The sequence below is a fragment of the Streptomyces sp. SID12501 genome, assembly GCF_010550245.1.
GTDB lineage: Bacteria > Actinomycetota > Actinomycetes > Streptomycetales > Streptomycetaceae > Streptomyces.
The window spans coordinates 49,860-63,963 of the sequence record NZ_JAAGLU010000003.1; the positions used below are offsets into that span (position 1 = coordinate 49,860).

Sequence of the window (14,104 nt, forward strand, 5' to 3'; positions counted from 1 at the left end):
GGTTCTGACCGGCCGTAAGACACCGTCGGAGACGAAACCGTGCTCCGCGGACCCTGCCCGGGCTACGAAACCACCGCGGGATCAGCCGACTTGGCCTCCCGTTCCGCCTCCTCCGCCTCGTCCTCCCCGGCGACCCCGCGCCGCTTGGAGACGTACACCGCGCCCACGATCACCGCGATCGACACGATGGCGATGACGATGCGCAGGGCGAGGTTCTCGTCGTCGCCGTAGCTGAACTTGATGATCGCGGGCGCGATGAGCAGCGCGACCAGGTTCATCACCTTCAGCAGCGGGTTGATGGCCGGGCCCGCGGTGTCCTTGAACGGGTCGCCGACGGTGTCCCCGATGACGGTCGCCGCGTGGGCCTCACTGCCCTTGCCGCCGTGGTGGCCGTCCTCCACCAGTTTCTTCGCGTTGTCCCACGCGCCACCGGAGTTGGCGAGGAACACCGCCATCAGCGTGCCGGTGCCGATCGCACCCGCGAGGAACGAGCCGAGCGCGCCGACGCCGAGCGTGAACCCGATGGCGATGGGCGCCAGGACAGCCAGCAGTCCGGGTGTGGCGAGTTCCCGGAGCGCGTCCTTGGTACAGATGTCGACGACGCGCCCGTACTCCGGTTTCTCGGTGTAGTTCATGATCCCGGGGTGCTCGCGGAACTGCCGTCGCACCTCGTAGACGACCGAACCCGCCGACCGCGAGACCGCGCTGATCGCCAGTCCGGAGAACAGGAAGACGACCGCCGCGCCGGCGATCAGACCGACCAGGTTGTTGGGCTGCGAGATGTCCATCACCAGGTTCATCGGCCCGCCCTCGCCGACCTTCTCGCCCACCTCGCGCGCCGCGGTCGTGATCGCGTCGCGGTACGACCCGAAGAGCGCCGAGGCGGCCAGGACGGCGGTGGCGATGGCGATGCCCTTGGTGATGGCCTTGGTGGTGTTGCCGACGGCGTCCAGGTCGGTGAGCACCTGCGCGCCCGCGCCCTGGACGTCGCCGGACATCTCGGCGATGCCCTGCGCGTTGTCGGAGACCGGCCCGAAGGTGTCCATCGCGACGATGACACCGACCGTGGTGAGCAGGCCGGTGCCGGCCAGTGCCACCGCGAACAGCGCCAGCATGATGGACGTACCGCCGAGGAGGAACGCCCCGTACACGCCGAGGCCGATCAACAGGGCGGTGTAGACGGCCGATTCGAGCCCGATGGAGATGCCGGCGAGGACGACGGTGGCCGCGCCGGTGAGGGAGCTCTTGCCGATGTCCCGTACGGGTCGTCGGGTGGTCTCGGTGAAGTAGCCGGTCAGTTGCTGGATCAGGGCCGCCAGCACGATACCGATGGCCACCGCGAGGAGCGCGAGGATCCGCGGATCGCCGCCCTTGCCGGCGATCGCCGCGTCGGTGACACCGTCCAGATCGGCGTACGACGACGGCAGGTAGACGAAGACCGCGAGCGCGACGAGTGCGAGGGAGATCACAGCGGAGATGAAGAATCCGCGGTTGATCGCGCTCATGCCGCTGCGGTCGGAGCGCTTCGGCGCCACCGCGAAGATGCCGATCATCGCCGTGAGCACGCCGATCGCGGGCACCAGGAGCGGGAAGGCGAGTCCGGCGTCGCCGAAGGCGGCCTTGCCGAGGATCAGCGCGGCGACGAGCGTCACGGCGTACGACTCGAAGAGGTCGGCCGCCATGCCGGCGCAGTCGCCGACGTTGTCGCCCACGTTGTCGGCGATGGTCGCGGCGTTGCGCGGATCGTCCTCCGGGATGCCCTTCTCGACCTTGCCGACCAGGTCGGCGCCGACGTCGGCGGCCTTGGTGAAGATGCCGCCGCCGACACGCATGAACATGGCGATGAGGGCTGCGCCGAGGCCGAAGCCTTCGAGCACCTTCGGCGCGTCGGCCGCGTACACCAGCACGACGCAGGAGGCGCCCAGCAGGCCGAGGCCCACGGTGAACATGCCGACGACGCCGCCCGTGCGGAAAGCGATCTTCATCGCTTTGTGAGAGACGTCGGTGAGATCCTTTTCCGGCTCGCCTTCCGCCGGAGTCGCCTCCCGTGCCGCGGCGGCGACACGCACATTGCTGCGCACCGCGAGCCACATGCCGATATAACCGGTGGCCGCCGAGAACGCGGCGCCGATCAAGAAGAACACCGACCGCCCGGCGCGCTGATTCCAGTCGTCCGCGGGCAGCAGCATCAGCAGGAAGAAAACGATCACGGCGAATACGCCGAGCGTGCGCAACTGCCGTGCCAGGTAGGCGTTCGCGCCTTCCTGGATCGCCTTCGCGATCTCCTTCATGCTGTCGGTGCCCTCGCCCGCCGCGAGCACCTGGCGCACCAGCACCCCGGCGACCGCGAGCGCAGCCAGGGCCACGACGCCGATGACCATCACGATCAGTCGGTTGTCGTCGGTCAGTACTGCGGCTGCGAAGGTTGTGGGTTGATCGAACCGCTGAGGGGTAGAAAGCCCCGCCATTCGTCCTCCTTGACGCTTGGACTGAGCTCAAGATGTGGACGGATTGTAGGTACCGGAAACTGATCAAAACAGTACGCGGAAACGGAATAGATCGCCCCATGCTATTCAGCAAATGATCGGCGGAAGATCCGTGGAAGATCCCCGGGTGATCCATTGACCCACTTGGCGTAATGCCGCAGACGCATTGACGCTTGATCGAATTATCGCGCAACCGATCGTGAATACCTTCACGAAGGGATCGTGAATACCTTCACTAATTCCGGAGCCCCGCCAGAAAAACCTCAAGGGCCCTGCTCAGCAGGGCCCTTGAGGTTGTACGGACTTGAGGTTGTACGGGGTGGGTCGGGGTCGGGTGTCAGGGGAGGAGCGTGACCGGCGGCGTGGTCGGCCAGCTCATGCGGATCGATCCGCCGTTCTCCCCCGAGGTGACCTCGACGTCGTCGACGAGGCCGCTGATGACCGCGAGGCCCATCTCGTCCTCCTCGGCATCCACGTCCACGCCACCGTCGGCACCCTGAGCGTTGTCACCGGGAGCCGAGCGGGGCGCTTCGTCGCCGACCTCGATGGAGAACAGCTTCTCCTCCTCGACCAGCGTCACCCACACCGGCTCCGAGATGCCGCTGCTCTGGTGCAGTCCGACGGCGCGGGAGCAGGCCTCGCCGACGGCGAGTCGCACCTCGTCGAGAACGGCCTCGTCCACTCCGGCCCTGCGCGCCACCGCTGCCGCCACCAGTCGGGCGGTCCTGACGTGCTCGGGCAGCGCGCTGAAGCGGAGTTCAACGGTGGCCATGCATCCCCCTCGGAATACGGGCGTGCGGTCAGGGGGTCGGGTCGCCGAGACCCGGACCCCCCTCGTTAACTTCTTCCGTCACCGGACGCACCTACGGGTGACCGCGTGCGCGTCCGGTAAACGGCCGTCAGTCGGTGGCCGCCACCGCTTCGTCGACCGAGGTGTGGATCGGGAACACCTTGGTCAGACCGGTGATACGGAAGATCTTCAGAATGCGCTCCTGGTTGCAGACCAGGCGCAGCGAGCCCTCGTGGGCACGCACACGCTTCAGACCGCCGACCAGTACGCCGAGCCCGGTGGAGTCGAGGAAGTCGACGCCCTCCATGTCGACGACGAGGTGAAAACTCCCGTCGTTGACCAGCTCGACCAGCTGCTCACGCAGCTTGGGCGCGGTATAAACGTCAATTTCGCCACCGACCTCGACGACCGTACGATCGCCGACGGTACGGGTCGACAGGGACAGGTCCACGGATCCTCCAGCACCTTGCTATCGAGCGGTCATCCCGAGGGACACCTCGGCAGAGTCCCCAGGTTGGTTCGCCAGCCGCGATGGCATTCAATCACTTACCGCAGGGCGTGCACGACGCCTTGGGCCCATTGTCCGTCACGCCAGTGACACACTCGATGCCGATGGCCAAGAATCACCGATCCGAACGACCCTCGGCTTTCGCCGCGTCGCGACCCGATCCGGGGACGATCCTGGACCGGCTCGCCTCGGGCCCGAGCCGGGCTTCGCGCATCACTCATACGGAGCACTTGCCCCCGCGTGCGGGCCGCCATGCCGTCTGGCCCGACCGGATTCGCGCCGAGGTGATCGCGGCCGTCCAGGCCGCCGGTATCGAACACCCCTGGGCCCACCAGGCACTGGCCGCCGAGCACGCCCTGGACGGCGACAACGTGATCGTCGCCACAGGCACCGCCTCGGGCAAGTCGCTCGCGTACCTCGTGCCGGTCCTCTCGCGCCTCCTGGACGGCTCCGAGGCTCCCAACGGCCGCGGGGCGACCGCCCTGTACCTCGCGCCGACCAAAGCCCTCGCAGCCGACCAGCGCCGTTCTGTGAAGAAACTTTCACAACCATTGGGAAACGCGGTACGACCTGCCGTGTACGACGGCGACACTCCCGTCGAGGAACGCGAGTGGGTCCGCCAGTACGCGAACTACGTCCTGACCAACCCGGACATGCTCCACCGGGGGATACTCCCGTCCCACCCCCGCTGGGCCTCCTTCCTCAAATCGCTGAAGTACGTCGTCATCGACGAGTGCCACACCTACCGCGGTGTCTTCGGCTCCCACGTCGCCCAGGTCCTGCGCCGGCTGCGCCGCCTGTGCGCCCGCTACGGCGCCTCCCCCGTCTTCCTGCTCGCCTCCGCCACCTCCGCCGAGCCGTCAGCCTCAGCCGGCCGTCTGACGGGCCTCCCGGTGGTCGAGGTCGCGGACGACGCCTCGCCGCGCGGTGAACTGGTGTTCGCCCTCTGGGAACCGCCGCTCACCGAACTGCACGGCGAGAAGGGCGCGCCCGTCCGCCGTACGGCCACCGCCGAGACGGCCGACCTGCTGACCGACCTCACCCTCCAGGGCGTGCGCACGGTGGCCTTCGTACGCTCCCGGCGCGGCGCCGAGCTGATCGCGGTGATCGCCCAGGAACGGCTGGCCGAGATCGACCGCTCGCTGGCCCGGCGCGTGGCCGCCTACCGCGGCGGCTACCTCCCCGAGGAGCGCAGAGCCCTCGAACAGGCCCTCCACTCCGGCGAACTCCTCGGCCTCGCCGCCACCACCGCCCTCGAACTCGGCATCGACGTCTCGGGGTTGGACGCCGTCGTCATCGCCGGCTACCCGGGCACCCGTGCCTCCCTGTGGCAGCAGGCGGGCCGCGCCGGACGTGCCGGACAGGGCGCGCTGGCGATCCTGGTCGCCCGCGACGACCCGCTGGACACGTTCCTCGTCCACCACCCGGAAGCCCTGTTCGACCAGCCCGTCGAGTCGACGGTCCTCGACCCGGACAACCCGTACGTCCTGGCCCCCCACCTGTGCGCGGCGGCGGCCGAATCCCCCCTGACCGAGGAGGACCTGGAACTCTTCGGACCGGAAACGGCGGCCCTGCTCCCGCAGTTGGAGGCCGCGAAGCTGCTCCGCCGCCGCACCAGCGCCTGGCACTGGACACGCCGTGAGCGGGCCGCCGACCTGGCCGACATCCGGGGCGGTGGTGGCAACCCCGTCCAGATCGTCGAGGAGGGCACGGGACGGCTGCTCGGCACGGTCGACGCGGGCGCCTCGCACACGAGCGTGCACGAGGGCGCGGTCCACCTCCACCAGGGCCGCACCTATCTCGTCCGCTCCCTCGACCTGGCGGACTCGGTGGCCCTGGTCGAGGAGGCGAACCCGCCGTATTCGACGGTCGCCCGCGACACGACGTCCATCACCGTCCTGGAGACGGACACTGAGATCCCCTGGGGCGACGGGCGCCTCTGCTACGGCTCCGTCGAGGTCACCAACCAGGTCGTCTCCTTCCTGCGCCGACGCGTCATCACAGGTGAGGTCCTGGGCGAGACGAAGCTCGACCTCCCTCCGCGTACGCTGCGTACCCGTGCCGTGTGGTGGACCGTCACCGAGGACCAGCTCGACGCGGCCCGCATCAACCCGGAGATCCTCGGCGGCGCCCTGCACGCCGCCGAACACGCGTCGATCGGCATGCTGCCCCTCTTCGCGACCTGCGACCGCTGGGACATCGGCGGCGTCTCCGTCCCGCTCCACCCGGACACCCTCCTCCCGACGGTCTTCGTGTACGACGGCCACCCGGGCGGCGCGGGCTTCGCGGAGCGCGCCTTCCACACCGCCCGCTCCTGGCTGACGGCCACCCGCCAGGCCATCGCCTCCTGCGAGTGCGACGCCGGCTGCCCGTCCTGCATCCAGTCCCCCAAGTGCGGCAACGGCAACGAGCCCTTGCACAAACGGGGAGCGGTGCGGTTGCTGACGGTTCTGCTGCAGGGGGCGCCGGAGGAGAAGGCTCCGGACGAGAAGGGTTAGCGCTCGCCCGACACCCGCCCGTACAGGCGTACGAGTGACGGGTGCACGGGGCCGGCTCAGGTCGGTCTCAGCGCGCCAGGGGGCCCTGGTGGACCCGCTCTCGACCTGACCTCCGCCCCGAACAGGCCCCGTCCGGACATCACCGTCAGGTCCGACGTCTCGCCCACCATCGCGCACCGGACGAGCCGGGTGCCCTGGGCCGAGGCCACCCGGTCCGCCCGCGCACAGGCCGCCGAGGCGCCCTCCGTCCAGTGGTCCGCCGCAGCGAGCGCCGCCAGGTCCGCACCCGCGGCGGCCCGATGCCGGGCCACTGCGGCCTGTCCCATGGCGAGCACCACGCCGAACACCACGCACAGGACGGCGACGGCGCCCACGCTCCAGACCGTCGCGGAACCACGGTCGGAGCGGACCGAGCGCGCGGATACGGCTCTGGCGAGCCTGGCGGGCCACCCGCCTCCCCAACGCTTCACGCGCCCACCCCCACCGTCTCCTCCGCCAGCGCCACCGCTTCGTGCGCCACATCGACGGTGAGGCCACCGAGCCCCGGCGGCTGCGCCACCACCCGCACACGCACGAGGTCGCCCTCCCTGGTGACGGTGACCTCCGCCCGGCGCGGGGCCGCGCCCCGGGCCACCGCGACGACCGCGTCGGCCGGGTCCTGCCGGGCGGCGGCCCGGGCACCGGCCCGGGCCGCGTCCACACACTGGATCTGCGCGGCGGCGACGAGCAGCGCCCAGACCAGCGCCATCGAGAACAGCACCAGCGCGGGCAGCACCACGGCGGCCTCGGCGGTCACGAACCCCCGGTCCCGGCCCAGGCGTTCACATTTTCGCATCGAGGGCCTTCTTCACGATGGCCTGCAACTCCGAGCTGACCTGCCCGCTCGTCACCACCTTGTAGAGCACAGCGGCGAACGCCACTGCCGCGATAATGCCAACAGCATATTCAGAGGTCACCATTCCGGCATCCCTCCGCACCGCCAGCACCGTACGCGTCCTGCGCACCAGGGCCCACATCTGTTCCCGCATCACTGTGAACATCTCAACTCCCGTAATTTTCAGCTCTGTTGATGACTTGTTGTTGATGACTTGCTGTTGCTGACCGCCCTTGATGACCTGCTCCTGAACGCGCACCGCTCGCGTCATCCACCACCCCCGCCCAGCAACCCGTCCGCCAGCCCGATCACCACGGGCAGTACGCCGACCGCGATGAACGCGGGGAGGAAGCACAGCCCCACCGGCGCGGTGACCATGACGGCCGCCCGCCGGGCCCGTTCCGTCGCCGTGCGACCCCAGTCGGCGCGGGTGTCCGCGGCCAGGCGTGCGACGGGCCCGGCCGCCGGTACGCCCGACTCGTCGGCCCGCTCCAGCAGCCTCGCGAGGGAGCCGGCTCCCGGTATCGACGCCAGCCTCCGCCAGGCTTCGGCCGGTTCGCCGCCGAGCCGCACCTCTGCCGCACCCCGCGCCAGCGCCTCCCCGACCGGTCCCGCCAACGCCTCGCCCACCGCCTGGGCAGCGACCACCGGGCCGGCGCCGGCCGCGATACAGGCGGCCAGCAGATCGGCGGCGAGAGGGAGTTGCCGGGCCGCCTCGGCACCGTCGACGTCCGGCGCCGCACCACCGGCCGCCCGCTGCAGTCGCCACCGCCACAGCCCGACCCCGGCGACCAGCCCCACCAGGACACCGGCCACGCCGCCGACCAGCACCCATCCGGCACTCACCGCACCCGCCACGGGCAGCCACTGCCGTACGGCACCCCTCGCCGCGAACCACCGTCCCGCCAGACCGCGTTCCCGCTCCCCCTCCAGCGCGAGCAGCCGGGCCAGCCGCCGGCGCACCCTCCGTTCACGCCGTACCGTCTCGATCCACCGCAGCAGCCACCCGAGGGTCAGCGCGACCCCCAGCACCACCCCCAGCCTGTGGAAAACCTCCGCACTCACGCCGACTCCCTTCTCCAGCCACGCTCGACAGCCGTACCGCGACGGCCTCCGTCATCCACTCGCCCGGCCCTCATGCCGCCTCAGCTCCCCGCACGATCCGCAGCGCCCACCACAGGCCCACGCCCTCCAGCACCCCACCGACCAGCAGGCAGCCCAGTCCGGCGCCGGTGTGCAGCAGCACGCGCAGGGGGTCGGCGCCCAGTGCCGTGCCCAGGACGAGCCCCAGCACCGGCAGGCCCGCGAGCATCACCGCCGTCGACCGGGCGCCCGCCAACTGGGCGCGCAGGTCAGCACGCTGGTCCCGGTCGGCACGCAGGGCTCCTTCGAGGCGGTCCAGTCCGGCCGCGAGTCCGGCGCCCTGGTCCACGGCCACCCGCCAGCACGCCGCGAGGCCCAACAGCCCCTCAGCACCCGGTTGTCGGGCCGCCGCTGCGAGCGCCCGGGGGACATCACCGCCGAACCGTGCCGCCGCCAGCACCGACGCCTGTGCCTCACCGAGGCCGGCGGAGTCGCGTGCCGCCCGCAGCAGCGCCTCCCCCGGCTGCCGCCCGGCGCGCACCTCACCGGCGAGCGCCCCGCACAGCGCGATCACCTCGTCGCCCCGCCGCTCCTCCGCCCGCCGCACCTCAGCGGCCAGCCTGACCCGGCGCAGCAGCGGCACCCCGGCGGCGCCCACCAGCGCCGGTACGACGGAGGCACCCAGCAGCGCCACCACCAGCCCGACGGCCACCGACCACCACTCGGCCCGCAACCTCCGGCGCAGTCGCCGCAGTTCACCGGCCGCCCGTTCCCACGGAGGCGGCCCGGTCCCCATAGCTCCGCCCCCGGCGAGCAGCAACTCCGCCCGCCGCGCTCCCGGATACCGCCCGCCCAGCAGCCAGCAGACCGCCCCGACGCACATCCCGGCCGCGCCCACCGCCAGCCCTCCCATCCCCGTCACGAGCCTTCACTCCCCTGCCTCTTGTCGCCGCCGACGCGGAGCAGCCCCCGCAGCCGCTCCCAACCCCGCTCGTACGCGAACGCCTCTTCGCCCCACCGCAGGGCCGGCACCGTCACCACCAGTCCCGAGGGGTCCCGCTCCAGCACATGCACCTCGGCGATCCGGCGCCGCCCGGCCCGGTCGCGGACGAGATGCAGGACCACCGACAGCGCCGCCGCCAACTGGCTGTGCAGTGCGGCCCGGTCGAGCCCCGCGGCCGTACCCAGCGCCTCCAGCCGCGCCGGTACGTCCGCGGCGGCGTTCGCGTGGACCGTCCCGCAACCGCTGTGACCTGTATTCAGGGCAGCAAGCAGATGCACGACCTCGGGCCCCCGAACCTCCCCGACCGCCAACCGGTCGGGCCGCATCCGCAGCGCCTGCCGCACGAGGTCCTCGAGCGTGACCAAGCCCGCGCCCTCCTGGTTGGCGGGTCTGGTCTCCAGTCGCACGACGTGCGGATGGTCTGGCCGCAGCTCCGCCGAGTCCTCGGCGAGCACGATCCGCTCGCCAGGGCCGACCAGCCCCAACAACGCGCTCAGGAGAGTTGTTTTGCCGCATCCCGTGCCGCCGCTGATCAGGAAGGACAGCTGGGCGTCGAGCAGTGCCCGAAGTACCCGGTCGCCACCCGGCGGCACCGTCCCCGCGGCCATCAGCTCGTCCAGGGTGAACGCGCGCGGCCGTACCACCCGCAGCGACAGGCAGGTGCAGCCGACGGCCACCGGGGGCAGTACCGCGTGCAGACGGGTCCCGTCGGGCAGCCTGGCGTCGACCCACGGCCGGGCGTCGTCGAGCCGCCGTCCGGCCACCGCGGCGAGACGCTGCGCGAGCCGTCGTACGGCGCCCGCGTCCGGGAAGGAGACGGCGGTCAGTTCCAGTCCGCCGCCCCGGTCCACCCACACGCGGTCGGGGGCCGCCACCAGCACATCGGTGACCCTCGGATCGGCGAGCAGCGCCTCCAGCGGGCCGGTGCCGACCAGCTCCGACCTCAACCGCTCGGCGGCGCCCAGCACTTCGGCGTCCCCGAGCACCCGCCCCTGCTCCCGCAGGGCCTGCGCCACGCGCGCGGGTGTCGCCTCGGCCCCGCTCTCGGCCAGCCACTGCCGTACGCTGTCCAGCAGCCCTGTGGACGCCCCCGGCCCCTCGTCCCGGCGCACGCCGTTCATACGCTGCCCGCCTCGGCCAGCGCCCGCTCCCAGAACATCGTGCAGAACCGGGCAAGTGGTCCGCGTGCGGCCGCTCCCGGCGGCGCCTTGCCCTCGTGCGGGCGTGACAGGGCCGATTCGACGGGTACCTCGCCGGCCAGGGGCAGGTTGAGCAGCCGGGCCACCTCGTGGTCGTCCAGTCCCGGCGTGTACGGCCCCCGTACCGCCACGCGCAGGTCGCGCAGGACCATGCCGACGGCGGACGCCACCCGGCCGGCCGCCGCGACGGCACGCAGTTCGCCCGGGACCACCAGGATCCCGACGTCCAGTTGGGCGAGAACTTCAGCGACGCCGTCGTCGATGCGCCGCGGGAGGTCGACGACGACCGCGCCGCCGCGCCGTCTGGCCGCGGCCAGCACCGCCCGTACGGCCTGGGGCGGGACGGCCACGCAGTCTCCGCGGTCCCAGCTCAGCACCCTCAGGGAGTGCAGTTTCGGCAGTGACTCCTCCAGGGCGCCGCCGCCGACCCGGCCTCGTGAGGCGGCGAAGGCCGGCCAGCGAAGTCCGTCGGCCGTCTCCCCACCGAGGAGTACGTCGAGTCCGCCGCCCAGTGGATCCGCGTCCACGAGCAGGGTGCGCAGTCCCTCGCGCGCCGAGGTGACCGCGAGCGCGCAGGCCAGCGTGGACGCTCCGGCCCCGCCCCGGCCTCCGATGACGCCGACGGTGAGCGCGGGCCTGCCGACGCCCTCGGCGACGTCGGCGATCCGGTCGACGAGCCACTGCTCGCCGTCGGGCAGCATCAGGACGTGGTCGGCGCCGATCTCGACGGCCCGCCGCCAGACCCCGGAGTCGTCCTGGTCCCGCCCGACCAGTACCACTCCACGGCGGCGCGCGGCCCCGCGCACCCGCCGCACGGCGTCGTCGCCGACGAGGACGAGCGGTGCGGCCTCCCAGCCGCCGCCTCGCTCGGGCACCCCGTGGTGCACTTCGGGTGTGGCACCGGCCGCCGCGCACAGGCGCAGCAGGTCGTCCAGCAGGTCTGCGTCCTCGGTGACGATCAGCGGTCCGCTCTGCCGTCCCCCGGCCGCGGGCTGATCGTTGTCGTGTGTGATGGCTCCCGCCATGTTTTCCGGCCCCCTTCGCTATATGAACGGCCGACAGAAACCGGCCGAACGCGTCCGGCAAACGGAACCGGCCACGAACTGGCCGCCGACGGGACGCGCTGGAATCACGGTGCAGCGAGGACGGAAATCGTGTGGATCTTGGTCGAAATCTGTGGACAACTCGGCGGTTGTGAATATCGCTCTCACCCAAACAGGTGACCGCTGTACGACTTTCCACAGAGCAGCACTTCAGTTACCCACAGTGACAGGAGGCGGGCATGCGAAAGAGGCGGCCGGAGCCGCCTCGGACGGCACCACGGCCGCGAAGATTATGCTTGGGGAGAAAGAAAACCCACCCGGACATGCGACGACCCCCGCCGGGGGGGAGAGCGGGGGTCGTCCCCACGGTTCGACTCGGGGGGGAGGAGCCGGACCGGGTTAGCACGGTCGCGAACGATCCGTGACTTCCATGGTGTACCCGAGGGCCCTCTCAGGCAAACCCACGCGCAGTACCTTACGCCGAATGGTGGGCGCCTATGCTCAGCCTCGTGGAAAACCACTCCTTGCCCCGCACAGCCGCCTTCTTCGACCTGGACAAGACGGTCATTGCGAAGTCGAGCACGCTCACGTTCAGCAAGTCGTTCTACCAAGGCGGCCTGATCAACCGCAGGGCCGTCTTGCGTACCGCATATGCCCAGTTCGTGTTCCTGGCGGGCGGTGCCGACCATGACCAGATGGAGCGCATGCGCGAGTACCTGTCCGCGCTGTGCCGCGGCTGGAACGTCCAGCAGGTCAAGGAGATCGTCGCCGAGACACTGCACGACCTGATCGACCCGATCATCTACGACGAGGCGGCCTCCCTCATCGAGGAGCACCACACCGCCGGCCGTGACGTGGTCATCGTGTCCACGTCGGGCGCGGAGGTGGTCGAGCCGATCGGCGAACTGCTCGGCGCGGACCGGGTGGTGGCCACACGCATGGTCGTCGGCGACGACGGCTGCTTCACGGGCGAGGTGGAGTACTACGCGTACGGGCCCACCAAGGCCGAGGCGATCAAGGAACTGGCCAAGTCCGAGGGGTACGACCTCGCGCGCTGCTACGCGTACAGCGACAGCGTCACCGACGTCCCCATGCTGTCGTCCGTGGGCCATCCGCACGCCGTGAACCCGGACCGCGCACTGCGCCGGGAAGCGATCGCCCGCGGGTGGACGATCCTGGACTTCCACCGCCCGGTCAGGCTGAAGCAGCGCCTGCCCGCGCTCTCCGTACCGCCGCGTCCGGCCCTGGTGGCGGCCGCCGCCATAGGCGCGGCGGCCGCCACGGCGGGTCTCGTCTGGTACGCGAGCAGGCGCCGCCCGACGGTCGTCTGAGCCGCCCATCCCGCCCCACCCAGGGCCATCCGGCACACCAGCGCCCGATTCACTCCCGTTTGAGGACAAAAGTAAAGAAGTGCAGTCAGGGCTTCCGCTTGCCCGGGTCCAGGAGTAGAAAGGACTCAACGGCCCGCGAGACCAAGGACATCCGAAAGGATCACCCTAATAACGCATTTGGCCCCACGGACCTAGCATGAGCACTGGGCACCCACGCGACGTCGACCCGTCGATTACGGGCCAGCCGCACCAGGTGACGGGCCTTGTTCCCGACCTGATGGGCAATACTCCGAGGACGCTTGGTAACCCGGGTGGACATGCTGGCGGCGGTACGAATCCTCGTACCGCCGCATCCCGTTGAAGGCCCTCCGCGGAGGGCCTTTTCGCTTCTCTTCGCCGCCTTTTTCTACGCCGCCCCGCGTTGCAGTGCCTCACACACGGCCACCGATTCACGCGCGCCGAGTTCGATCGCCCGGCCGCAGTGGGTGATCCACGCACCCATGCCCTCCGGAGTACCGGAGACATAGCCGTCGAGTGCCGCCAGATAGGCCGCGCGGCCCGGTTCGGCGTGGCCGACCTCGGCCGGGCACACGGACTTCGGGTCGAGGCCGCTGCCGACCAGGACGATCCGCTCGGCCGCGCGCGCGACGAGGCCGTTGTGGGAGCCGAAGGGGCGCAGGGCGAGGAGTTCGCCGTGCACGACGGCGGCCGTGACCGGGGCGGGGGCCGAGCCTCCCGCGATGATCAGTTCCGCGAGTCCCTCCAGCCGTCCGGACACCTCGGCCGCGCTCGGCAGCGGCAGTTCGACCATCGGTTCGTCGACCGGCTCACCGTCCTGCCGCGGGCGCCCCACCTCGTCGCCCGTGCCCGCGGCGGCGACCAGATGCAGCCGGGCCAGCACGCGCAGCGGCGACTGGCGCCAGATGGACAGGAGTTGGCCCGCCTCCGCGGTCAGCCGGAGGGCCGCGCCGACGACCCGGGCCTCGTCGTCACCGCTGAAGTCGGTGCGCCGGCGTACCTCTTCGAGGGCCCAGTCGGCACCGGAGAGGGCCGCGGAACCTCGTGCACCGCGCAGTGCCGCCTCGCCGGTGATCTCGTTGCTGCGCCGCCGCATGATGCGATGCCCGTAGACCCGGTCCACGGCCTTGCGCACGGACTCCACGGTGTCGGCCACCCCGGGCAGCGACCCCAGGGCCGCGAGCGGGTCGGCGGTCGCGCCTGTCGTACTCATGAGTACGACCCTACGCACTCCGCGAAGCCGACCCACGAAGGAGTGGACTTCCTCACGC

General features: G+C 71.1%; 13 protein-coding genes. 2 read left to right on the forward strand and 11 right to left on the reverse strand.

Annotation, left to right across the window (positions count from 1 at the left end; genetic code table 11):
* Positions 1-62: 62 nt before the first annotated feature.
* From G3I71_RS03690 to bldG, 3 genes are all read right to left on the reverse strand, one after another.
* On the reverse strand, positions 63-2,468 hold the full coding sequence (locus G3I71_RS03690) for a sodium-translocating pyrophosphatase (RefSeq protein WP_164312458.1): 2,406 nt from the start codon (positions 2,466-2,468) through the stop codon (positions 63-65).
* Positions 2,469-2,823: 355 nt separating this feature from the next.
* On the reverse strand, positions 2,824-3,258 hold the full coding sequence (locus G3I71_RS03695) for an ATP-binding protein (protein WP_164312459.1): 435 nt from the start codon (positions 3,256-3,258) through the stop codon (positions 2,824-2,826).
* A 127-nt stretch (positions 3,259-3,385) separates the two neighbouring features.
* Positions 3,386-3,727, reverse strand: coding sequence for an anti-sigma factor antagonist BldG (gene bldG, locus G3I71_RS03700; protein ID WP_005475923.1), 342 nt, complete (start codon positions 3,725-3,727; stop codon positions 3,386-3,388).
* Between the two features lie 80 nt (positions 3,728-3,807).
* Here bldG and G3I71_RS03705 point away from each other — a divergent pair, with 80 nt between their 5' ends.
* Positions 3,808-6,282, forward strand: a complete 2,475-nt coding sequence (locus G3I71_RS03705) for a DEAD/DEAH box helicase (protein ID WP_164312460.1) — start codon at positions 3,808-3,810, stop codon at positions 6,280-6,282.
* 56 nt (positions 6,283-6,338) lie between these two features.
* Here the strand turns inward: G3I71_RS03705 and G3I71_RS03710 are convergent, their stop codons facing one another.
* The 7 genes from G3I71_RS03710 to ssd form a co-directional block, all read right to left on the reverse strand.
* On the reverse strand, positions 6,339-6,752 hold the full coding sequence (locus G3I71_RS03710; RefSeq protein ID WP_164312461.1) for an Rv3654c family TadE-like protein: 414 nt from the start codon (positions 6,750-6,752) through the stop codon (positions 6,339-6,341).
* The gene (locus G3I71_RS03715; RefSeq protein WP_164312462.1) at positions 6,749-7,117 is read right to left on the reverse strand and encodes a TadE family type IV pilus minor pilin; all 369 of its coding nucleotides are present in this window, start codon (positions 7,115-7,117) and stop codon (positions 6,749-6,751) included. The genes G3I71_RS03710 and G3I71_RS03715 overlap by 4 nt, the downstream gene beginning before the upstream one ends.
* Positions 7,104-7,322 (reverse strand): DUF4244 domain-containing protein, encoded by a 219-nt coding sequence (locus G3I71_RS03720; protein ID WP_164312688.1) that lies wholly within the window; start codon positions 7,320-7,322, stop codon positions 7,104-7,106. The genes G3I71_RS03715 and G3I71_RS03720 overlap by 14 nt, the downstream gene beginning before the upstream one ends.
* 101 nt (positions 7,323-7,423) lie before the next feature.
* Positions 7,424-8,221, reverse strand: a complete 798-nt coding sequence (locus tag G3I71_RS03725) for a type II secretion system F family protein (RefSeq protein WP_164312463.1) — start codon at positions 8,219-8,221, stop codon at positions 7,424-7,426.
* 70 nt (positions 8,222-8,291) lie between these two features.
* The gene (locus G3I71_RS03730; protein WP_203729327.1) at positions 8,292-9,152 is read right to left on the reverse strand and encodes a type II secretion system F family protein; all 861 of its coding nucleotides are present in this window, start codon (positions 9,150-9,152) and stop codon (positions 8,292-8,294) included.
* 5 nt (positions 9,153-9,157) lie between these two features.
* Positions 9,158-10,363 carry a TadA family conjugal transfer-associated ATPase gene (locus G3I71_RS03735; RefSeq protein WP_164312465.1) on the reverse strand — a complete coding sequence of 402 codons (1,206 nt, stop codon included), beginning with the start codon at positions 10,361-10,363 and terminating at the stop codon, positions 9,158-9,160.
* Entirely contained in the window at positions 10,360-11,466 is a 1,107-nt protein-coding gene (ssd, locus tag G3I71_RS03740) for a septum site-determining protein Ssd (protein WP_164312466.1), read from the reverse strand. The genes G3I71_RS03735 and ssd overlap by 4 nt, the downstream gene beginning before the upstream one ends.
* 515 nt (positions 11,467-11,981) lie before the next feature.
* Here ssd and G3I71_RS03745 point away from each other — a divergent pair.
* Complete coding sequence (locus G3I71_RS03745; protein WP_164312467.1) at positions 11,982-12,815, forward strand: HAD family phosphatase; 834 nt, start codon at positions 11,982-11,984, stop codon at positions 12,813-12,815.
* Between the two features lie 406 nt (positions 12,816-13,221).
* Here the strand turns inward: G3I71_RS03745 and G3I71_RS03750 are convergent, their stop codons facing one another.
* Positions 13,222-14,046 (reverse strand): Fic family protein, encoded by an 825-nt coding sequence (locus G3I71_RS03750; RefSeq protein WP_164312468.1) that lies wholly within the window; start codon positions 14,044-14,046, stop codon positions 13,222-13,224.
* Positions 14,047-14,104 lie beyond the last annotated feature (58 nt).

Bases quoted from the DNA above. Each gene is read 5' to 3' on its own strand.
- G3I71_RS03690 (WP_164312458.1), bottom strand. From the start codon at position 2,468: ATGGCGGGGCTTTCTACCCCTCAGCGGTTCGATCAACCCACAACCTTC.
- G3I71_RS03695 (WP_164312459.1), bottom strand. From the start codon at position 3,258: ATGGCCACCGTTGAACTCCGCTTCAGCGCGCTGCCCGAGCACGTCAGG.
- G3I71_RS03705 (WP_164312460.1), top strand. From the start codon at position 3,808: ATGGCATTCAATCACTTACCGCAGGGCGTGCACGACGCCTTGGGCCCA.
- G3I71_RS03715 (WP_164312462.1), bottom strand. From the start codon at position 7,117: ATGCGAAAATGTGAACGCCTGGGCCGGGACCGGGGGTTCGTGACCGCC.
- G3I71_RS03720 (WP_164312688.1), bottom strand. From the start codon at position 7,322: ATGTTCACAGTGATGCGGGAACAGATGTGGGCCCTGGTGCGCAGGACG.
- G3I71_RS03730 (WP_203729327.1), bottom strand. From the start codon at position 9,152: ATGGGAGGGCTGGCGGTGGGCGCGGCCGGGATGTGCGTCGGGGCGGTC.
- G3I71_RS03735 (WP_164312465.1), bottom strand. From the start codon at position 10,363: ATGAACGGCGTGCGCCGGGACGAGGGGCCGGGGGCGTCCACAGGGCTG.
- ssd (WP_164312466.1), bottom strand. From the start codon at position 11,466: ATGGCGGGAGCCATCACACACGACAACGATCAGCCCGCGGCCGGGGGA.
- G3I71_RS03745 (WP_164312467.1), top strand. From the start codon at position 11,982: ATGCTCAGCCTCGTGGAAAACCACTCCTTGCCCCGCACAGCCGCCTTC.
- G3I71_RS03750 (WP_164312468.1), bottom strand. From the start codon at position 14,046: ATGAGTACGACAGGCGCGACCGCCGACCCGCTCGCGGCCCTGGGGTCG.